Origin of the sequence: Aeromonas sp. s5 (assembly GCF_040907865.1) — a bacterium.
GTDB lineage: Bacteria > Pseudomonadota > Gammaproteobacteria > Enterobacterales > Aeromonadaceae > Aeromonas > Aeromonas dhakensis.
In genome coordinates, this window is the sequence record NZ_JBFOCO010000033.1 from 549,491 (window position 1) to 569,151 (window position 19,661).

A 19,661-nucleotide genomic window follows, 5' to 3' on the forward strand; every position below is an offset into this window, starting at 1 on the left:
GTTATTCAATTCCTGATGTTATAGTTTGCCATCCTCAGAGGCAATAAACCGGTTGGATTATATCAATTTCCATGTTGTGTGCAGTCTATAAAAGTCGCAAAAAAGCCGAGACCTATCTTTTTGTTGAAAGAAGAGAGGACTTTTCCCGCGTACCCGAGGTGCTGATGAGTACATTCGGCCGTCCCGAACTGGTATTGATGACCAAACTGGACCCAGCCAAGCCCTTGGGGATCGCCTCCACCAGCCGGGTGATGGAGGCGCTGCAGAGTCAGGGCTTCTATCTGCAGATGCCCCCTCCGCCGGAAAACCTGCTGGAGCAGCACAAGGCTCAAATGAAGGCCGAACGGAAATGAAGAGGCGGCTTGCACTGCTGTTGATGGGGGGATTGTCGAGCCATCCGCTGCAGGCCAGCCCCGATTTTGACCATTATGTGACGGGCCTCAAACAGGAGGCCCTGGCCGCCGGGATCCAGCCCGCGACCATTGCCGCCGCCTTCGCCGATATTCATCTGATAGAGGTCGCCATTCGGCACGATAAAAATCAGCCGGAATTTAAACAGACCTTCGCCACTTATATTTCCAACGCGGTGCCGCAGTGGAAAGTCAATCAAGCCAAACGGCTATATCGTCAGTATTTGCCGCTGCTCACAAAAATAGGGGCGGAATATGATGTGCAACCCCGCTTTATTGTCGCCCTGTGGGGCATTGAAACCAATTTCGGCAAATTGACCGGCAAATATCCGCTGGTCTCGTCGCTGGCGACCCTGGCCTGGGAGGGGCGCCGTGAGGCCTTCTTCAAGGGGCAGCTGTTCGATACCCTGCGCATGCTGGAAGAGGAGCCGATCACCCCGGCCGAGCTCAAGGGCTCCTGGGCCGGCGCCATGGGACAGGTGCAGTTCATGCCCTCTTCCTACCGTCAATACGCGGTCGACCAGGACGGTGACGGCAAGAAGGATCTGTGGGGGACGCCGGCGGATGTGTTTGGTTCGGCAGCCAATTATCTGCGCCAGAACGGCTGGCACGGGGATGAAACCTGGGGGCGCCGGGTGAGGGTGCCCACCGGTCTGGATCCTGCGCTGGTTGGGCTTGAAGATACCCGAACGCTGTCGGCCTGGCAGGCCCTCGGGGTACGCAAGGCAGATGGTGGCGATTTGCCCGCGGTGAAGATGCAGGCCTCGCTGGTGCAGCCCGACGGGGCAGGGGGCGCTGCCTATCTTGCCTATCCCAATTATCGGGTGCTGCGTGACTGGAATCGCTCCCACTATTTTGTGGTGGCGGTGGGGACCCTGGCCGATCGCCTGATGGAATAAGCCCGAGGCGCTCTGGCCATCAATCTCGGCCGGGCAGCAGGATGGTCCCGGAAATTAGCGAGCCAGCCCCAGGGAAATGGCGCCATGAGGAAGGTGATGAGCGGGAAATAATGGGCAATAAAAAAGGCGGGAATTCCCGCCTTTTGCGTTTGCCGTTATCTGCTTAGTCGCAGGCAACCTGCATCACCTTGATGGCCAGGCCTCCGCGGGAGGTTTCACGGTACTTGGAGTCCATGTCCTTGCCGGTGATGTACATGGTCTCGATCACCTTGTCCAGCGAGACGCGCGGCTTGGAGGTGCGACGCAGCGCCATGCGGGAGGCGTTGACCGCCTTCATGGCGGCGATGGCGTTGCGCTCGATGCAGGGCACCTGCACCTGGCCGGCGACCGGGTCACAGGTCAGACCCAGGTTGTGCTCCATGCCGATCTCGGCGGCCTCACAGACGTGCTCGGGGCTGCCGCCCATCAGCTCGGTCAGGCCGGCGGCGGCCATGGAGCAGGAGACGCCCACCTCACCCTGGCAGCCCACTTCGGCGCCGGAGATGGAGGCGTTCATCTTGTAGAGCATGCCGACGGCAGCCGCAGCCAGATAGAAGCGGGTGTAGTCGTCACGGCCAACCGGCTGGATGAACTTGTCGTAGTAGGCCAGCACGGCCGGGATGATGCCGGCGGCGCCGTTGGTCGGCGCGGTGACCACACGGCCACCGGCCGCGTTCTCTTCACTGACCGCCAGGGCAAACATGTTGACCCAGTCGACGATGTTCATCGGATCGTTGGAGAGGTTCTCGTTGGTGGTCAGCTGGCGATAGAGCGGCGCAGCGCGGCGCGGTACGCGCAGCGGGCCGGAGAGGACGCCCTCGGTGCGGCAGCCGCGCTCGATCCCTTCACGCATGGTGGTCCAGATCTTGCCGAGCTTCTTGTAGATCTCTTCCGGGGTGTTGAAGCACTTCTCGTTCTCCATCATCAGGGCGGAGATGGAGAGGCCGGTCTGGCTGCAGTGGGCGATGAGCTCGGCCGCGCTCTTGAACGGGTAGCTGACGGACATGTCGCCGCTGTCGCCCTTGCCGAAGTTCTCTTCGTCAACGATGAAACCACCGCCGATGGAGTAGTAGGTCTTGCTGTAGACGGCTTCGTCTTCGATGAAGGCGGTCAGTTTCATGCCGTTTTCGTGCAGCGGCAGGGCTTCGTCATGGAACACCATGGCGTCGCGCGGGAAGCTGACGGTGTGGCAGTGCAGGCCGATGGGCAGACGACCGGTCTGTTCGACGCGGGAGATGAACTCGGGGATGCCGTCGATATCGACATTTTCCGGCAGGTTGCCCGCCAGACCCATGATGATAGCGGTATCGGTGTGGTGACCTTTACCGGTCCAGGAGAGTGAGCCGTAGACATCGACCTGGATCCGGGTGATGTCACGGATCTTGCCGCCTGCACGCAGTTCATCCACGAACTGTTTGGCTGCCTTCATCGGGCCGACAGTGTGGGAAGAGGAGGGGCCAACACCGATTTTGAAGATATCAAAAACGCTGATCATGTAACAATTACCTCAGGATAGAAGGGGGCGCCATGCCCACTCGCAGAAACGGGGTGATCCATGGGACGAGGGCGTCGTCGCCGAGGTCAATGAACCAGATAACCACAGTGTAACGGCTCAAAGCCCAAAAAAAGTTGAAATAGATCTATTTTTGTTGAATCAGAGCGGCGAGTATAAAATTTATTTTGATGCTTATCCATTTTGTTAAGCGTTTGCCCATAAAAATACCCGACAATGCCGGGTATTTGGGAACCAAATGGAGCAAATTACCGATTTTTAACACTCGGTAATGTTAACTGCCAGGCCACCGCGGGCGGTTTCCTTGTATTTGGTCTTCATGTCGTTGCCGGTTTCCCACATGGTTTTGATCACCTTGTCCAGCGACACCTTGTGTTCACCGGTGCCGCGCAGGGCGAGGCGGGCGGCGTTGATCGCCTTGACCGCCCCCATGGCATTGCGCTCGATGCAGGGCACCTGCACCTGGCCGCCCACCGGATCGCAGGTGAGCCCCAGGTTGTGCTCCATGCCTATTTCGGCGGCGTTTTCGACAATCGCCGGGCTGCCCCCCAGGATCTCGGTCAGCGCCCCCGCCGCCATGGAGCAGGCCACCCCCACTTCCCCTTGGCAGCCCACTTCCGCACCCGAGAGGGAGGCGTTCTTCTTGTAGAGGATGCCGATGGCGGCGGCGGTGAGGAAGTAGCTCAGCAGCAGTTCGTCATCCACCTTGCGTACGAAGCGATCGTAATAGTGCAGCACGGCGGGAATGATGCCGGCGGCACCGTTGGTGGGGGCGGTCACCACCCGGCCGCCGGCGGCGTTCTCCTCGTTGACGGCCAGCGCGAACAGATCCACCCACTCCATCACCATCAGTGGATCCTTGTTGAAATTGGTCTCGCAGCTGAGCTGGCGATAGAGGGCCGGCGCCCGCCGTTTCACCTTGAGCCCGCCGGGCAGCACCCCCTCGCTGCGACAGCCACGCTCGACGCAGCCCTGCATCGCCTGCCAGATCTTGCGCAGGCCCGCCTTGATCTCGGCTTCGGTGCGAAACACCTTCTCGTTGGCCAGCATCAGGCCGGAGATGGAGAGGCCGCTCTCCTGGCAGTGGGCCAGCAGCTGGGCGCCGCTCTCGAACGGGTAGGGAACGGGGTGGGCCGCATCGAAGCGGGCGGCCTCCTCCTTGGCGTTGGCGAAGTGGCTCTCCTCGATGATGAAGCCGCCACCGATGGAGTAGTAGGTCTGCTCGAGCAGCAGCTGTTCACCGGCGAAGGCGCGCAGGGTCATGCCGTTGGAGTGGGCGGGCAGGGTCTTGCGCCGGTTGAAGATGATGGCGCCGCTGCGGGCGAACTGGCTGGGCTGCTCCCCCGCCAGCCGCAGCGACTGGCTGCGCTCCACCTCGGCCAGGAAGGCGGGAATGGCCTCGATGTCCACCGACTCGGGTTCAAAACCGGCCAGCCCCAGGATGATGGCCTTGCCGGTGCCATGGCCCTTGCCGGTCTGGCCGAGGGAGCCGTAGCACTCCACTTCTACCCGTTCGGTCCGGGGCAGCAGCCCCTGTTGCTTGAGTGCGATGACAAAGGCGTAAGAGGCGCGCATCGGCCCCACGGTATGAGAAGAAGAGGGACCGATCCCGATGGAAAACAGGTCGAAGACACTGATCATGACACCACTCCGATTATGGGTTTCGTCTAAATATTGTAAATTTTTTGTAGTCGATGGAAAGCGGGAAAACCGAGGGGTGTGATGGCGGCACGCAAATGAGGGGGTCACGGCGAAGGGTTGCCGAGACGGGAAGGGGATCAGATGAAAAAGAGCGGACTCGGGTCCGCTCTCTTATCCACTTGGGCTGCAGCCTGTGTGCGGCTTAGTCGAGGAACTCGCACAGATAGGCGGTGGGGGTCTTCACTTCCAGCTTGAAGGAGGAGTGGCCGGCCACGTCGAAGGATTGGCCCTGCTCATAGGTGTGCCACTCATCTTCATCGGCCAGCTGGATGGTAAGGGCACCCTTGACCACCGTCATCCGCTCGGGGGCGGCGGTATTGAACTGGTAGTGACCCGCTTCCATCACACCGACGGTCGCTTTGTCCCCTTTTTGCTCGAAACCGATGGATTTTACATTTCCGTCAAAATATTCGTTAACTTTCAGCATGTTTTCATCCCTGTATGCACGTTTGCCACGTCAAAATAGCACAATGTTTTGTCAGTTGTCATGATGAAAGCGGGAAAAATCGCCGTGTTCCTTTTGAATCTTAACTTTATTGCAAACTTATCAATAACTCCCGTTAACGATTTGGCGATTTCAAACAGCCAATAAATATGAGATAAAGCGCGCGCTCAGGAGAATGGACAGCTGTTCTTCCCCTGTTTGGTTGATTGCACTGGGAAAGTGTAAATAATTGCTACATAAAGGAACATTCTGTGTTAACAAAAGGACTCATTAAGAACGTTGGCTTCCAGGTCGTGGTTGCCATGGTGCTGGGGGCACTGGTGGGGGCGTTCATGGGTGAACAAGCCACCGTGTTCGCACCGCTCGGTACGCTCTTTATCCAGCTCATCAAGATGCTGGTGATCCCGCTGGTGGCGGTGGCCATCCTGTCGGGGGCAGCCAATCTGGGGGCCAGCCCGGCAGCAGGCAAGATTGGCGTCACCACGCTGGCCTTCTTCCTCGGCACCTCGGCGCTGGCGGTGCTGCTGGCACTGGTGATGGGGCAGATCTTCAAACCCGGGATCGGGGTCGAGTTCGGCTCCATGGCCTCCATGTTCTCCGGTGACTATTCCGACAAGGGCGCCCTGCCCGATGCGGTCGCCACCCTGCTCGGGATGATCCCGACCAACGTCTTCCAGTCGCTCAACGAAGCCAACATCCTGCAGATCCTGGTGTTCTGCATGTTCCTCGGCATCGCGCTGGCCAAGCAGCCCCGCGAGCGGGCCAAGCCGCTGGTCGATGGTTTGAACACCCTGGTGGATGCCTTCGTCTGGATGATCAACAAGGTGATGTTGATTGCGCCGCTCGGCGTGTTCGGCCTGATGGCCGACGCCATCGGCACCTACGGCTTCGACGTGCTGACCCTGGTGATCAAGCTGTTCGTGGTCTATCTGGCCGCCATCCTGATCTTCGGCTTCGTGGTCTATCCGCTGCTGGTCATGATCTTCTCCAACACCCCGGTGCGCAAGTACCTGTCTGCCATGAAGAAGCCGCAGATCGTCGCCTTCTCCACCGCCTCTTCCATGGCGACCCTGCCGGTCAACATGGAGACCTGCGAGAAAGAGCTGAAGGTGAGCAATGCCACGGCCTCCTTCGTGCTGCCTCTGGGTGCCACCATCAACATGAGCGGCAACGCCATCTATTACGGTCTGGTCGCCATCTTCTTCGCCCAGGTCTATCAGATCGATCTTTCCATGGGTGCCTGGGCCGCTATCATAGTGACCGCCACCCTGGGGGCCATCGGTCAGGCCGGCGTACCTGGCCCGAGCTTCCTGGTGGTCGCCGTGCTGCTGGCCGCCGGGATCCCCATCGAGGGACTGCCGCTGTTGTTTGCGCTGGATCGTCTGTTCGACATGATCCGTACCGCCCTCAACATCACCGGTGATGCGGCCTGCGCCGTCATCGTCGACCGCTACAGCCCGGATTACGATCCGGACCGCTGGAACAAATAATCCAGTTGCAATGAAAAGGGGCCCGCGGGCCCCTTTTTTATGCTTGTCTGTTTGCCTCAGCCGAGCTGCTCAAGCGCCTGCTGGCAGCGCTGCTCGGCGGCGTCCAGCTCCAGCAGCACCATCTTGATGTCTTCCAGCTGCTGCTGCAGGGTATCCCGCTTGTCGGCCACCAGTCCCAGCATGGTCTGCAGCTGGGTACGGCTGCTCTTGTCTGCATCGTAGAGATCGAACAGATCGCGGATGTCCGCCAGGCTGAACCCCAGTCGCTTGCCGCGCAGGGTGAGCTTGAGCCGCACTCTGTCCTGACGGCTGTAGATCCGGGTCTGCCCCTGACGAGCAGGATTCAAAAGTCCCTGATCTTCATAAAAACGAATACTTCGGGTCGTAACATCAAATTCACGGGCCAGTTCGCTGATGCTGTAGGTCCGTTTGTCATCCTTGGTTCGGTTCATGGCGCTATCTTGACTGTCAATCCTGGCTGGCACCTTACCCAAACGTCCACTGCCCCGCAAGTCTTGTTCCCGCGACGGCGGCGGCATATGTTAGCTCAATGTAACAAGGAGAGTGCAATTGATGGATATCGTGATTGTTGCGGCCAAACGTACCCCCATGGGGGCCTTTCAAGGGGCCCTGGCCAACCAGAGCGCACCCGAACTGGGTGCCTGTGCCATCGCCGCAGCCATGGCGCAGGCCGGGCTCAAGGGGGAGCAGATCGATGAGGCTTATCTTGGCAACGTGCTGAGTGCCGGGGTCGGCCAGGCGCCCGCCCGTCAGGCGGTATTGAAGGCGGGCCTGCCGGACAGCATCCCCTGCACCACGGTCAACAAGGTGTGCGGTTCCGGCATGAAGGCGGTGATGCTGGCGGCCGATGGGTTGCGACTCGGTGACACGAACGTGGTGATCGCCGGCGGGATGGAGAGCATGAGCCGTGCCCCTTATCTGCTCGACAAGGCGCGCAGCGGTTTTCGGATGGGGCACCAGAGCGTGCTCGATCACATGTTCCTCGACGGGCTGCAGGATGCCTACGAAGGTCAACTGATGGGCCATTATGCCCAGCTGAGCGCGGATCGCGCCGGGCTGACCCGCTCCGACATGGATGCCTTTGCCATCACCTCGCTGGAGCGGGCGCTGGCGGCCCAGCGCAGCGGCGCCTTTGCAGCGGAGCTGGCGCCGGTGAAGGCCGGAGAGACCCTGCTGCTGGCCGAGGATGAGCAGCCTGGCAAGGCGCGCCCCGAGAAGATCCCCCAGCTCAAGCCGGCTTTCAGCAAGACGGGCACCATCACGGCGGCCAATGCCAGCTCCATCTCGGATGGGGCGGCGGCGCTGATCCTGATGCGGGCCGACACCGCTGCGCAACTCGACGTGCCCGTGCTGGCACGGCTGGTGGGTTATCAGAGCCACGCGGCCCTGCCTGCCGAGTTCACCAGCGCGCCCATCGGGGCCATCGAGGGCTTGTTGGCCAAGGTGGGCTGGCAGGTGGGCGAGGTGGACCTGTTCGAGGTCAACGAGGCATTCGCCATGGTGAGCATGCTGGCCATGGCGGGTTGCAAGCTGCCCCATGACAAGGTGAACGTGAACGGCGGCGCCTGTGCCCTCGGTCATCCGCTGGGAGCAAGTGGCGCCCGGATCCTGGTGACCCTGATCCACGCCTTGCGCGAACGTTGCCTCAAGCGCGGGATCGCCAGTCTGTGCATCGGGGGCGGGGAGGCGACCGCAGTCGCCATCGAGCTGGGTTAATCTGTCTCCGCCATCGCCTGGAGTTGCTGGTTGACCCAGGCGGTGGCGGTCAGATATAGCTGGCTGACCTTCTCTTCATTGAGCCCTAATTGGGCCGTTCTGGCGGTGATCCGCTGCCAGTTCGCATTCTCGTAATCTTCGCAAAACGACAGGTAGAACCCCAGGTTGCCCTTGCGCTCGAGCAGGGCGACCCGGATCTCCTCGATCAGCGGAATGGTGCCGAGCAGCTTGTCCATCGGCTGCTCCATCAAGACGTCAAGCAGGGAGAAGAGGCCGGTGATGAAGGCCTGCTGAGCCTCCTGGGTGGGCGCATGGGTATGGGCCAGCAGCTCGCAGAAACGGGCCCGGATCATCGACATCTGATAGAGCTCGGCGCTCTTGCCCTGGCCGGCGCTGGTGGCGGCCACCAGGGTCACGAAGCGCTTGAGCTGGGTGTGGCCGAGATAGACCGCCGCCTGGCGAAAGGAGGAGATGGGGTTGGCGTGGCTCTTGAGGTGGTTGACGTAACGCAGCAGCTTGAGTGACAGGGAGATGTCCTGACTCAGCAACTGCTCGATGCGGTTGAGATCCGGCTCGGCCTGGTTGACCACGTTGAGCAACTGCATCACCACCACCTGGGCCGGCTCCATGGTGGCCTGCTTGACCATTTCGGGGCGGCTGAAGAAGAAGCCCTGGAACAGGTCGATACCGAGCCGCTTGGCCCGCTCGAACTCCGCCTTGTCTTCCACCTTCTCGGCCAGATAGGTGAGCTTGAGCTGTTGATGCTGCTGGATGAACACCTTGATCCGCAACAGGGAGGTGGTGCGCAGATCGAACTTGATGATGTGAATATAGGGGAGGAAGCGCTCCCAGTCCGGCGACAGGGTGAAGTCATCGAGTGCCAGCTGATAGCCCAGCTCGTGCAACTGCTTCACCTTGGCCAGCAGGGCGTCGTCGGGCGTGGCGTCTTCCAGGATCTCGATCACCACCTTCTCCGGCGGCAGGCATTCGGCCAGTCCTTCCAGCAACAGGGAGTGGGGGAAGTTGATGAAGCAGGGGCGGCCGCCGAGCAGCTGATCGATGTTCTGTTGCAGGAACTGTTCGGCCACCAGCCTGGCCGTGGCCTGCTGGGAGGAGATGGGAGGAAACACGTTATCCAGACTGTCGCGAAACAGCAGCTCATAGGCGTGGGTCTTCAACTCCCGATCCAGGATGGGCTGCCTTGCTACGTAGGAATACATGCATCTCTCCAGCGGGTGTACTGGATTGATTTTATTGTGAAGCAGAGCACTATGCCAGCGCGTGAAGGTCAGAAACGGTCAATAACTGGCATAGTGCTTGAATAGACGGGCCCAGGAGGCCCGCCGGATCAGAACAGGTAGTTGAGCTGCAGGCCGGCCAGCCAGGCGTCCCCTTCCGAGGTGCCCTGGAAGGTGGAGGTAGTCTGCGGGATGCCGGGTTTGAGCTGCATGGTTTCGCTCACGTCCACCTTCTTGCCGTCGATCAGGGTGACCCCCAGATCCAGCGAGAGGTTGCGATCGAACTGATAACCCACCCCGGCGCTGTACCAGACCCGATCCGAGTCGGGGATGGAGATGGTGCGGCGATCTGCCGGCACCGGGCTGCGGTCGTAGGCAAGGCCCGAGCGCAGTGTCCATTGCGGCGCCAGCTGGTAGGTCAGACCCAGCGCATAGCGCCAGCTGTCATTCCAGTGCTCGTCCTTGATGTGCATGACGCCGTGGTGGTCGAGCTCGGACTCCAGCTGTACGAACTTGCTCCAGTTGGTCCAGTTGATGCTCGAGTGCAGTGCCAGCACCGGCGTCAGCTGATGGAACAGGGCCAGCTCGGCGGTGGCGGGCAGCGGCAGATCCAGGCTGCCGGTATCGGTGAAGGGCTGCCCGTTCTGATCGATGCCGATGGCATCGCCGGAGAGCTTCAGGGTCACGTCATGACGGTAGGAGAGACCGATGCGGGTCGCGTCCGACAGCTCCAGCAGGGTGCCCAGGTTCCAGCCCATGGCCCAACCATCCCCTTTCAGGTGCTTGGCGATCTGGTTGTTGGAGGGGAAGGTGCCACCCACTTCCCCTTCGCCCCGAATGGCGGAGAGGCCGGCCCCGACGGACCAGACACGGTTGACGCGATAGGCCAGCGAGGCGCCCAGATCCACGGTCTTGATGTCGGAGACGTTGCCGAAGTGGCCGGCATTGTAGTTGTCCGGCATCTTGACGCCGAGCCCGTAATAGGAGGTGGCGGCCAGCCCCAGGCGCCACTGATCGTTGAGCGGCACTATCAGGTAGGCGTTGGGCACCCAGGCATCATCGGCGATGTCGTGGGCCGCCGCATCCAGGTCGACCGGCCCTCTGGCGGTCGGCACCCGGGTGGTGCCCTCGATGTTGACATCGGGGTGCACGTAGATGAAGCCACCGGAGAAGGCCATGGTATCGAAACGGGTCATGGCGGCGGCATTGCGGGAGAGCACGCTGGCATTGTCGGCGATGGCGGCTTCGCCCGCGAAGGCGCGGCCCATGCCGGTGGCGGATTGCTCGGCCAGCTGGAAACCTGCCGCCTGGGCCTGGCTCGACAGCACCAGCAGGGCGATGAGAGACGGCTTCATGATGGAGTGCATTGCATTGTCCTTGAAAGTGAACCTTGGGTTCGAACGTTGTTCTGATTGGATGCAGGATTTTATATGGTACGACCAGTAAGGCAACGGGCGCGGAAGCCGGCGGTTCAAAACGGGATTAAATGCTGGAGGATGTGCTGCTAATAGCTTGATAAAAAAAGAAAAGCGTACAGTTGTTTACTACAGATGTACGCTGAAACAGGCATTGAGCATAAAAAAAGAGCGCCCGCAGGCGCTCTGGTTAATTCGCTGATGATCAGAATTTCATGTTGAACTGAGCGGAAGCGAGGAAGGCGTTGCCGTGGGAGGTGCCTTTCCAGCGCAGGGCTTCGTTGCTTTCAACCAGCTTCTCGTTGACGTCCACTTTCTTGCCGTCCAGATAGGCCATGCCGAAATCGACGCTCATGTCCTTGTCGATGTGGTAGGTGGCACCGGCGCTATACCAAACGCGGTCGGAGTCCGGGATGCTCAGGCTGCGGTATTCCGGCTCGATCGGGGTGTTGTCGTAGGCAAAGCCGATACGCGCTTCCCAGGACGGGTTGACGTACCAGGTACCGCCCAGGGAGTAGCGGGTGGAGTCCTTGAACTTCTCAGGCTTGTAGAGGCAGACACCGGCACCGTCGGTGCTGTTGCACTGACCGCTGGTGGCCTTGAGCTCCTGGAAGGCGCTCCAGTCGGTCCAGTTGACGGAGTAGTGCACCGCAAACTGCTGGTTCAGACGGTGGTAGCCGGCGAACTCGGCCTGGGCCGGCAGATCCAGCGGCAGTTCGCCACCGACGGTCTTGAAGCCGGAGGAGGTACCCTGGTAGTCACCCTTGAATTTCAGGTCCACCTGGGAGCGGTAGGTCAGGGCGAAGCGGTTGTTTTCGTTGACTTCGAACATGGTGCCCACGTTCCAGCCGTAACCCCAGTCGTCACCCTTCAGGTGGCTGACGATGGTGTCCTTGCCGACACCCGGTACGCTGCTCAGCGGCGGCACGGCGGCCAGCACGCCGGCACGGCGGTTCAGTTCAGCCTTGGCATAGACCAGGTTCACACCGGCACCGAAAGTGAAGTGCTGGTTGACGCGGTAGGCGATGTTCGGGTTGATGTTGAAGGTCAGCAGTTCGGTGTTGCCGGCAATGGAGCCACCGTTGAAGTTCTCGGTGTACTCGGTCGACAGACCGTAGTTGGAGAACAGGCCGATACCCCAGGCCCACTGATCGTTCAGCGGCTGGATGAAGTAGGTGGCGGGCACGAAGGCGCTCGGTGCGATGCCGCTCTCGCTGGCGCCGGCCATCTTGGCGGAACCTGCATAGATGTCACCATTTACATCCACGTCCGGCTTGATGTAGGTGCCGGATACGGAGAACGCCATCTTGTCAAACTGGGTCATGGCTGCCGGGTTGCGGGACAACACGGAGGCGTTGTCTGCCACGGCGGCTTCCCCGGCGTACGCACGGCCCAGACCGGAGGCTGAGTGTTCGTTCAGCTGAAACGCGGCGGCGAAGGTTTGGGTACTGGCCAGAGTGACGGCGGCAGCGATCAGGCTCTTTTTGAAAAAGGCAGTTGTCATAGTGTTCTCTCTTGTAGGCAGATTTTCTGTCAGCATCGGGGCTTTTTTGCCTCCGTATGTGACAAGATCTGTTGTTATTTCAGCTTCTTCCCATTCAATTCTGGCGTGATTCTATGGATCTGGTAGGAGGTAAGAAATCAGACCAGTGACAGCAGAATACATAAAAGTTTCTGGAGTGTTAATCATTTGTTTGAATGTGCCGCATAAATAGTCTCTTTTACCATTTATTGGATAAAAAACACGCACATAGGGCGATCTGCATCACAAAAATATTTTTCGGCACTTGCCGTGAATGAGCCGGAAATGGCGGCAAATCGTGGGGGATAAGGGCGGAAACGGGCAGCCAAGTTGTCTGGTCTGCCCGTCGGATTGACCCGAGGTCGTTCGGGTCAGGATTGCGTTAACACCTGTTAAATCGACCAGTGCAGCCGGGATTCCAGCTGCTGCGCCACCGGTGCCAGCTGCTCCTCCATGTCACCGATCAGTACCATGTTGGCCCCCTTGAGTTGCAGGATCTCCCCCTTGAGCTGGCCATCCTCGAAGGTGGGCTGCAGGGTGAGCGGCACATGTTTGGGCACCAGGAACAGGGTGACCGGGCCCATCTTGCCCTGCAGCACCATGTGCAGCGCCGGCCCCTGATAGAAGGAGCAGTGGTTGACATAGGTGATCTTCAGCCCCTGCATGCCCATCAGGGTGGCGCCATATTTCTCCATCTTGGCGTTGATGGTGCGCAGGCTCACCTGCTCGTCCACATCCTTGATGAAGGGCTCCTCGCCATAGACGTGGGCCATGGCGACCTGGGCCAGCGAGAGTTCGTCCGGGGTGGCCTGCGGCCAGCTCAGCCAGCGGGTGCTCATGCCGAGCAGGAAGGCGACCGAGGCGGCCATCGCCAGCGCACGCCAGTTGCTGCGCGGGCGCACCGGCAGGGGAACCACCTGCTCCTGATCCGCTTCCAGTGCCTGCCTGAGCAGGATGCGCTCGGCCAGGCCGGCCGGCACCTCGACCTCCATCGCCCGCTGCAGGCTGCGATCGAGCTGCTTCATCTCCTCCAGATGCTTGCGGTTGGCGGGGGAGCGCTGGGCCTGCTCGAGAAACGCGGGATCCTGCTCATGTGGATGGGCTATGGCCCGACGGCGAAATTCCAGCTCATCCATTGGTGTGTCCTCTCTGTTGGGTCGTTGACTCCATGGCCTCTTTGATCTGGTTGCGGGCCCGAAACAGGCGGGTCATGACGGTGTTCTTGTTGAGCCCCAGTTGCGCCGCGATCTCGTCGCCGCTGAAGCCTCCCAGCACCTGCAGCAGCAGGGGCTCCTGGTATTCTGCCGGCAGGCGGGCGATGTGGCGTCTGAGCCACTCGTTCTCCATCTCCTGCTCGCTGTGCAGCGCCTCCTGATCGCTCTGGGGGTGCTCGTCGAGATCGACGAGATCGAACTGCTTGCGCTCGAAGCGCCGGGCGTTCTCCCGCCGCAGTATGGTGATGAGCCAGGCCTTGGCGGCCTTGTCATCCACCAGGGTGTCTATCCCCTTCCAGGCGCGCAGGAAGGTCTCCTGCACCAGGTCTTCCGCCACTTGCGGATCCCGGCACAGCCAGTAGGCATAGCGGTAGATGTCCCCGTGCAGGGCATGCACCAGGGCTTCGTATTTGGTTTGTTTGTCGGCCATACCTCCATAGACCGGGGAGGTCGTGGGATCCTTTCCGACTGTGGCGCCTTTTTTTCTGAAAAATCCTAAAGCCATCGCTGGGCTTCCTTATTTGAATGAAGGCCCGGATCCACCGATCCGGGCCAGTTGCCTGAGGCCATAGGCTATCGCAAAAGTTTCATGGCCGCATAGGGCCGCGGCAAAGCCGCGCCAGTCGTGCCCACTATGGTCAGCGGGGGCGACGGCGGCAAAACAGGCTCGCTCCAGGGCGGCGAAGTGGGGCGCAAGGGCGAGATCGCGGCGACAGGGTAGGGTGTCGAGACGAAGATGGGGCTGAGGCCAGCGCAGGGCGGCCCAACCAAGCAGGTGTTGGCGGATCGGCTCGGCCTCGGTGCGAGCCAGCGCCCGCTGCAGGCGATAAAAGGCGTGCCAGCGCGGCCCGTGGCGCCAGCAGGCGCGCAGCAGCAGGGCCCAGATGACCCAGCGCAGGCTCTCGTCGTTCGGCCCATCCCGGGTCGGTTGCCCCTGCGCCCCTGCGGTGATGTGCAAGGGGACGGCGGGCAGGCGCGCGTATTCAATGCGCTTGTGTTGGGTGTTGAACCAGGCCAGCTCGATGGCGGGCAGCAGGTAATCGCCGGGCTCGTCGACGGTCAGGGCCTGGCGCCACTCGCGCTCGAAGCGCAGCGTCCCCTCGGCGAGATAGCGCTCCTGTTGCTGCTCTCCATCCGGTCTGGCCTGCACGCCGGCGGGCAGGGCTGTGCTCCCGAGCACTCTGGAGAGGGTGAGGCGGTTGCCATCCCCCCCCTCCAGGGTGAGGGTCAGGGTGCGGATCACCGGTTCGCCCGCTCTGGCGCCGGTGGGGGGATCCAGCCGCTGGCTCAGGGTAAGCCGGCTCGCCACCGGTTGCAGCGGGGGCTCGTCGATCTGCACGAACAGGGTGGCGGCCCGGGCCGAGAGGGGGTCGCTGCCGCCGTCATCCTGCGGCAGGCGCCCCTGAAAGCGGGGGGACTCCAGCGGATGGCGCCCGGCCTCCCTGGCCTGCAACAGCCAGCTGCGGGTCAGCCGGCCCGGCAGGCCGGGGCTCGCCGGGGGCTGCCACTGATCGTTGCCGAGACGGCGGATGGTGAAGGCATCACTGGCCGGCTCGGTGAGGTTGGGGGCCTCCATGTTGGCGGGCAGCCAGAGGCTGAGCTGATAGACAAAGGGCTGGCCTGGGTAGAGCGGCCCCTGTTGCAGCACCCGGGCCTGCAACTCGATGGGGGAGATGGCAGGGGCTGGCACCAGGCTGCCGCTCTCGGAGCGCGGCGGAAAGGGGATGGACGGTGTCTGCTCCGTTCCCAGCGACAGAGCCGGCACCTGCTGCTCTGCGTCGTCCAGCAGGTGCAGGGGGATCTGCCAGCGGGTCAGGTTTTGCTGCGGGGCCGTGACCCGGCTCATGGTCACCTTGCCCACCGCAAAGCGGCGCAGCAGGGGGGTGATGGCGAGTTCATCGCTCTGGCGCTCGCCGTCCGCTTCGATGATCAGCAGCCAGTCGCGGCGATCGGCACCTGGCAGCAGCTCGGCCCGGGGCGGGGCGGCAAAGAGCTGCGCCGGCAGCAGCCAGAGCAGCAGAAGGCAGAGCGCATGGCAAGGGGCAGAGAGGCGCGTCACCAGGGATCCTCCCCTCTTGTGGGGAGAAGGCCCTTGTCGGCCTCCTGCTCGCGCCTGCGCTGATCCTCCTTGCGCAGCCGCTGCTCCAGCAGCAGTACGGGGGGAGATGGAGGCAGCGGGACATCCGGGGTAGCGGCCTGCTCGGGGGTATCGACAGGCTTGGGATCCTGCGCCTCTGGTGCTGCCGCGGGCGGCTGGGCGCGCAGCAGCGCCAGGTTGTAAAGCGCGTCTTCATGGTTGGGAACCAGTGCCAGCGCCGCCAGATAGGCCTGCTCGGCGGCGGCCAGCTGGCCCAGCTGTACCAGGGCGTTGCCCCGGTTGTAGTGGGCGGTAGCGTTGTTGGCCCGGCCGTAGGCGGCAACGGCCCGGGCGTAGTCGCCGGCCCGATACCAGGCATTGCCCTGCCAGACGGGGTCGGCAAAGGCGCGGGCCGCCTCCTGATAGCGCCCCTGCAAGAAGGCCTGCCAGGCCAGGTTGTCCCCGACCGGGGGCGTGCTGGCAAGCGCCGGATTGGCCTGCAGGGAGGGGGGCGTCAGCAAGAGTGTCCCCATTACCACCAGCCAGAGGCTGCCGATGCGGGCCAGCAGTGCCAGCGGCAGCAGGGGCAGCAGCAGCCAGGGGCCGAGATCCTGCGCCTGGTGCGCGCCTGTGGTCTGACTCATGGGCAGGGGGGCAAAGCGCGGCAATCCCTGCTGCAGCCACTGCAGCTGACCGCCGAGATCGGTTGCCAGCTGCTGCAGCGTCGCCACATCCGGGGCGGGCAGCTCGCGGCCAAGGCCGCCGCCCAGGGTGGCGGGCAGTTGACTGGCCTGGCCTGCGTTGACCAGCAGGATATCGAGACGGGCTTGCACTTCGGGGTGGCAAAAGAGGTTGCCCTGGCAGGGCCAGCTCGCCTTGATCCGCTCGGCCTGACGCACGGTCAGGTCATCGGTGATCAGCAGCAGGCGGGCTTGCCGGCCGGCGGGGATCTGCGTGAGAGCCAGTGCCACGGCGCGCTCGGGCGCACTGCCCTGTCTTGGCATGATGGCCGGGCGCAGGTCGGGCAGCAGCAGGGCGATGGCTTGCCGATCCCGGGTGGGCGGCATGGCGAGGTAGGCATCTCCGGCAAACAGAATGAGGGCGATGGGATGGGGCGCTTCCTGCCGCTCCCTGTCGGCCAGCAGATCCTGCAGCAGCACCCGCACCCGGGTGGCCCGATCCGGCAGCAGGTCGGTGGCCAGCATGGAGCGGGAGAGATCCAGCAGCCAGATGTCGAGGGCGGGGCTTGGCACGCTCAGGCTCTGCTGGCGCAGGGCCGGGCCGCTCAAGGCCAGGATCACCGGCAGGCAGGCCAGCCAGAGCCAGGGGCGCTGGCGCCGCTGTCCCGGCAGCAGATAGGCCTGCATGGCGGGGGCCAGCAGCGGGGGCTGGTGGCGACGGCGCCACCCCTGCCACAACCAGGGCAGCAGGGTCAGCAACCAGAGCGGGCGCAGCAGGGTGAGCTCCATCATGGGGCGCCTCGGGACGGCTGATCAGGCCGGGCCTTGCGAGTCAGCCGCGCTGGCCAGCGCAACCGGGTGGGCCAGCTCAGCAGCAGCCAGGCCAGCGCCAGCGGCCAGGGGTAGAGCTCCAGGTTGGGGCGATAGCGGGTCTGCGCGGTGGCGACGGGCTCCAGGGTATCCAGCGCCTGATTGATGGCCTCGAGATCCCCCTGGGTGCGCGCGCGGAAGTAACGGCCATGGCCCACCTCGGCCAGTTGCTGCAAGAGGGCCTCGTCCAGCTCGGCGCTGGGATCGCTCTGAGCCGGGGCCAGCGCGGGGGCCATCGCCTCGGCAAAGGTATCCGGATCGGCGCCCACCCCCAGGGTATAGAGGCGAATGCCTGCGGCGGCGGCCTGCTTGGCCTCGCTCAGGGGATCGGCGCTGCCGGCGGTGTTGCGCCCGTCGGTGACCAGTAACAGGGCGGTGGAGCGGTTGGGAGCCTTGTGCTGGCGAGCAAGCAGAATGGCCTCGCCCAGCGCGGTGGTGCGCCCCACCAGCTCGAAATCGAGCTCACGGGTGAGGCCGAGCAGGGCGTTGGTCTCCTGGGTCAGGGGCGAGAGCAGGTAGGCGTGATCGGCAAACACGATGAGGGCGATGCGATCGCCGGGGCGGGCGGCGATGAGCCTGTCTATCTGCTGGCGCACCGCGCTGAGCCGGTCTTTTTGCTCCCCGTCGTCCAGCATGTCCTGGGTGCGCATGCTGTCGGAGAGATCCACCGCCAGGATGAGATCCCGGCTGCTCTGATAGCTCACCTGAGGCGGCTCCTGCCACTGGGGGCGGCAAAGCGCCAGCACCAGGGCGCACCAGCACAGCGCCATCCGCCACAGGGGCTGGCCGACATGGGGGCGCAGCAGAGGAAAGCCGGCATGGTTCAGTACACCGGGGTCGTGTGCGCCGCTGGGGCGGGGCGGCAGACCGAAGCGCACCAGCAGCGGCAGCACCAGCGCCAGGGCAAACCAGGGCCAGGCGAGGATCATGGCTGCCTCCGGATGTGCGCATCTCTTGTAAGGCTTCGCCCGCGCCGCCAGCGAGTGCGCAGCGCCAGCAACCAGGCTGGCGGGCAGATGCAGTGACGTCCCCAGGCGAGGTAGGCCCGGCGCAGCGCCTGGCGCTGCTGCGCATCCGGGCTTTGACCGCCGTAGAGCCAGGCAGACCAGTGCGGGGCCAGCTCGCGAAAACGGCTGCCCCCCAGAGAATCAAGCCCCAAAGAATCAAGAAAGATGAGCCAGGGCTCGCCCTGCAGGGAGGCCGCCTCGGGCCAGCGCGGCAGCACGGCCTCGCGCATCACGGCCTGAAACCTGGGTACCAGATCGGGGGCCTGCCAGTCGAGCTGCCGCCGCCAGCGGCGATAACGCAGCAGGCTCTGCACGCCGAGGATGATCAAGGTGCCGACCAGCAGGGCGATCAGCAGCCACCACCAGCCCAGCAGGCGGGGATCAGAGGCGAGCTGCAGCGGTGGGCCGGGATGAATGTCGCGCAGCTGGGCCGCCAGCGGGGAGGTGGGGACGCTGCTGCCCGGTACGGCGCTGGCAAGCCAGTTCAGAATTGGCGGCATGCCCCCTCCTGCCACTGGCGTTGCAGCGGCTGGCCGTTGTCGAGCCGGTAGAGGCGCTGCACCAGCGGCAGCAGTTGCTGATGGCTCTGGCGGGCCAGCAGCTCGGCGGCTGCTTGATAGCGCCAGGCGAACCCCGCTTCGCCGGCCTCGAGCCAGCCGCTCTGCTGGCCGGCGCGCACCGCCAGGCGGCCCTGGGCGGGCAGGGCTGCCTCCAGCGGATCCCGAATTTGCCAGCAATGCAGGTCGTGGCGCCGACCGAGCAGCTGCAATTGGCGGCAGAGCGCCTCATCGAGAGGGCTGTGATCGGTAATGAGAGTCAATCTGGCGCCGTGGGGCAAATTGAGCCGGGCCAGGGTATGGGCCAGGGCGTGGAGGGGCGGCGTGCGCGATAGTCCCAGCTGGTAATGATGGCAGAGGGCCTCCAGCAGCGGCACCAGCGGGCCACGCTGGTGTTGCAGATGCGGCTCCACGCCGTGGCAGATCAGGGTGTTGGCCTGCTTTTCCCCTTGCCAGAGCAGGGCGGCGGCCAGCTCGCAACCCAGGCGCGCCTTGAGCTGGTGGCAAGAGCCAAAGTACATGGCCGGAGAGAGATCGAGCAGCAGCCAGTGGGCCTGATCCTGCTCTTCGCTGTAGAGGCGGGTATAAGGGCGACCGAGGCGGGCGGTCACCCGCCAGTCGATGTGGCGCACCTCGTCACCGGCCTGATAGGCTCGCAGCTCGCGAAAGGTGAGCCCCGGCGTGCGGCCCAGCCGCCCCTGCGCCACCGGTTGAATGGACGAGCGCGGCCCCTGCCGGGCCCACTGCCTGATCGCCAGCAACCTGGCAAGCGGCAGGGCGATATCTGGATGGGCGAGGGGATCGGCGGCGTCCGTCATGGCAGCAGGGCCTGCGCAGAGGGAGCGAG

At 63.2% G+C, this 19,661-nt stretch carries 18 protein-coding genes; 4 read left to right on the top strand and 14 right to left on the bottom strand.

Annotated elements, in window-relative coordinates; all coding sequences use genetic code 11:
- Positions 1-71: 71 nt before the first annotated feature.
- Both AB5Y94_RS21905 and AB5Y94_RS21910 read left to right on the top strand, forming a co-directional pair.
- Positions 72-353, top strand: coding sequence for a YcgL domain-containing protein (locus tag AB5Y94_RS21905; protein WP_017782768.1), 282 nt, complete (start codon positions 72-74; stop codon positions 351-353).
- The gene (locus AB5Y94_RS21910) at positions 350-1,309 is read left to right on the top strand and encodes a lytic transglycosylase domain-containing protein (protein WP_368206586.1); all 960 of its coding nucleotides are present in this window, start codon (positions 350-352) and stop codon (positions 1,307-1,309) included. The genes AB5Y94_RS21905 and AB5Y94_RS21910 overlap by 4 nt, the downstream gene beginning before the upstream one ends.
- A 163-nt stretch (positions 1,310-1,472) precedes the next feature.
- Here the strand turns inward: AB5Y94_RS21910 and AB5Y94_RS21915 are convergent, their stop codons facing one another.
- The 3 genes from AB5Y94_RS21915 to AB5Y94_RS21925 form a co-directional block, all read right to left on the bottom strand.
- On the bottom strand, positions 1,473-2,843 hold the full coding sequence (locus AB5Y94_RS21915; protein ID WP_005301233.1) for an L-serine ammonia-lyase: 1,371 nt from the start codon (positions 2,841-2,843) through the stop codon (positions 1,473-1,475).
- A 276-nt stretch (positions 2,844-3,119) separates the two neighbouring features.
- A complete protein-coding gene (locus AB5Y94_RS21920) occupies positions 3,120-4,502 on the bottom strand; it encodes an L-serine ammonia-lyase (protein WP_010633883.1) in 1,383 nt (460 codons plus the stop codon).
- A 202-nt stretch (positions 4,503-4,704) separates the two neighbouring features.
- Positions 4,705-4,989 (bottom strand): pyrimidine/purine nucleoside phosphorylase, encoded by a 285-nt coding sequence (locus AB5Y94_RS21925; protein WP_010633884.1) that lies wholly within the window; start codon positions 4,987-4,989, stop codon positions 4,705-4,707.
- Positions 4,990-5,258: 269 nt separating this feature from the next.
- On the opposite strand from AB5Y94_RS21925, the gene AB5Y94_RS21930 reads away from it, so the two are divergent.
- On the top strand, positions 5,259-6,497 hold the full coding sequence (locus AB5Y94_RS21930) for a dicarboxylate/amino acid:cation symporter (RefSeq protein ID WP_005301229.1): 1,239 nt from the start codon (positions 5,259-5,261) through the stop codon (positions 6,495-6,497).
- A gap of 56 nt (positions 6,498-6,553) precedes the next feature.
- Here AB5Y94_RS21930 and AB5Y94_RS21935 read toward each other — a convergent pair whose 3' ends face one another.
- Positions 6,554-6,949, bottom strand: a complete 396-nt coding sequence (locus tag AB5Y94_RS21935; protein ID WP_005301228.1) for a MerR family DNA-binding transcriptional regulator — start codon at positions 6,947-6,949, stop codon at positions 6,554-6,556.
- A 121-nt stretch (positions 6,950-7,070) separates the two neighbouring features.
- On the opposite strand from AB5Y94_RS21935, the gene AB5Y94_RS21940 reads away from it, so the two are divergent.
- Positions 7,071-8,234 carry an acetyl-CoA C-acyltransferase gene (locus tag AB5Y94_RS21940; protein WP_368206587.1) on the top strand — a complete coding sequence of 388 codons (1,164 nt, stop codon included), beginning with the start codon at positions 7,071-7,073 and terminating at the stop codon, positions 8,232-8,234.
- Here AB5Y94_RS21940 and AB5Y94_RS21945 read toward each other — a convergent pair.
- The 10 genes from AB5Y94_RS21945 to AB5Y94_RS21990 all read right to left on the bottom strand — a co-directional run bounded on the left by AB5Y94_RS21945 (position 8,231) and on the right by AB5Y94_RS21990 (position 19,632).
- Entirely contained in the window at positions 8,231-9,454 is a 1,224-nt protein-coding gene (locus AB5Y94_RS21945; RefSeq protein ID WP_242764205.1) for an EAL and HDOD domain-containing protein, read from the bottom strand. The two genes, AB5Y94_RS21940 and AB5Y94_RS21945, sit on opposite strands and share 4 nt — an antisense overlap.
- A 128-nt stretch (positions 9,455-9,582) precedes the next feature.
- Positions 9,583-10,839 (bottom strand): OmpP1/FadL family transporter, encoded by a 1,257-nt coding sequence (locus AB5Y94_RS21950; RefSeq protein WP_201970811.1) that lies wholly within the window; start codon positions 10,837-10,839, stop codon positions 9,583-9,585.
- Positions 10,840-11,092: 253 nt separating this feature from the next.
- Positions 11,093-12,391 carry an outer membrane protein transport protein gene (locus tag AB5Y94_RS21955; RefSeq protein ID WP_005301224.1) on the bottom strand — a complete coding sequence of 433 codons (1,299 nt, stop codon included), beginning with the start codon at positions 12,389-12,391 and terminating at the stop codon, positions 11,093-11,095.
- 410 nt (positions 12,392-12,801) lie between these two features.
- Entirely contained in the window at positions 12,802-13,545 is a 744-nt protein-coding gene (locus AB5Y94_RS21960) for a DUF3379 domain-containing protein (protein ID WP_368206588.1), read from the bottom strand.
- Positions 13,538-14,128 (bottom strand): sigma-70 family RNA polymerase sigma factor, encoded by a 591-nt coding sequence (locus AB5Y94_RS21965; RefSeq protein WP_005301215.1) that lies wholly within the window; start codon positions 14,126-14,128, stop codon positions 13,538-13,540. The genes AB5Y94_RS21960 and AB5Y94_RS21965 overlap by 8 nt, the downstream gene beginning before the upstream one ends.
- 12 nt (positions 14,129-14,140) lie before the next feature.
- Positions 14,141-15,682, bottom strand: coding sequence for a hypothetical protein (locus AB5Y94_RS21970; protein ID WP_368206589.1), 1,542 nt, complete (start codon positions 15,680-15,682; stop codon positions 14,141-14,143).
- A complete protein-coding gene (locus AB5Y94_RS21975; RefSeq protein WP_368206708.1) occupies positions 15,679-17,169 on the bottom strand; it encodes a tetratricopeptide repeat protein in 1,491 nt (496 codons plus the stop codon). The genes AB5Y94_RS21970 and AB5Y94_RS21975 overlap by 4 nt, the downstream gene beginning before the upstream one ends.
- On the bottom strand, positions 17,169-18,179 hold the full coding sequence (locus AB5Y94_RS21980; protein WP_244364360.1) for a VWA domain-containing protein: 1,011 nt from the start codon (positions 18,177-18,179) through the stop codon (positions 17,169-17,171). Before AB5Y94_RS21980 ends, AB5Y94_RS21975 begins: the two co-directional genes overlap by 1 nt.
- Positions 18,176-18,757 carry a DUF4381 domain-containing protein gene (locus tag AB5Y94_RS21985; RefSeq protein WP_244364358.1) on the bottom strand — a complete coding sequence of 194 codons (582 nt, stop codon included), beginning with the start codon at positions 18,755-18,757 and terminating at the stop codon, positions 18,176-18,178. The genes AB5Y94_RS21980 and AB5Y94_RS21985 overlap by 4 nt, the downstream gene beginning before the upstream one ends.
- Positions 18,742-19,632: a DUF58 domain-containing protein gene (locus tag AB5Y94_RS21990; RefSeq protein WP_368206590.1), complete on the bottom strand. Its 891-nt coding sequence runs from the start codon at positions 19,630-19,632 to the stop codon at positions 18,742-18,744. The genes AB5Y94_RS21985 and AB5Y94_RS21990 overlap by 16 nt, the downstream gene beginning before the upstream one ends.
- Positions 19,633-19,661 lie beyond the last annotated feature (29 nt).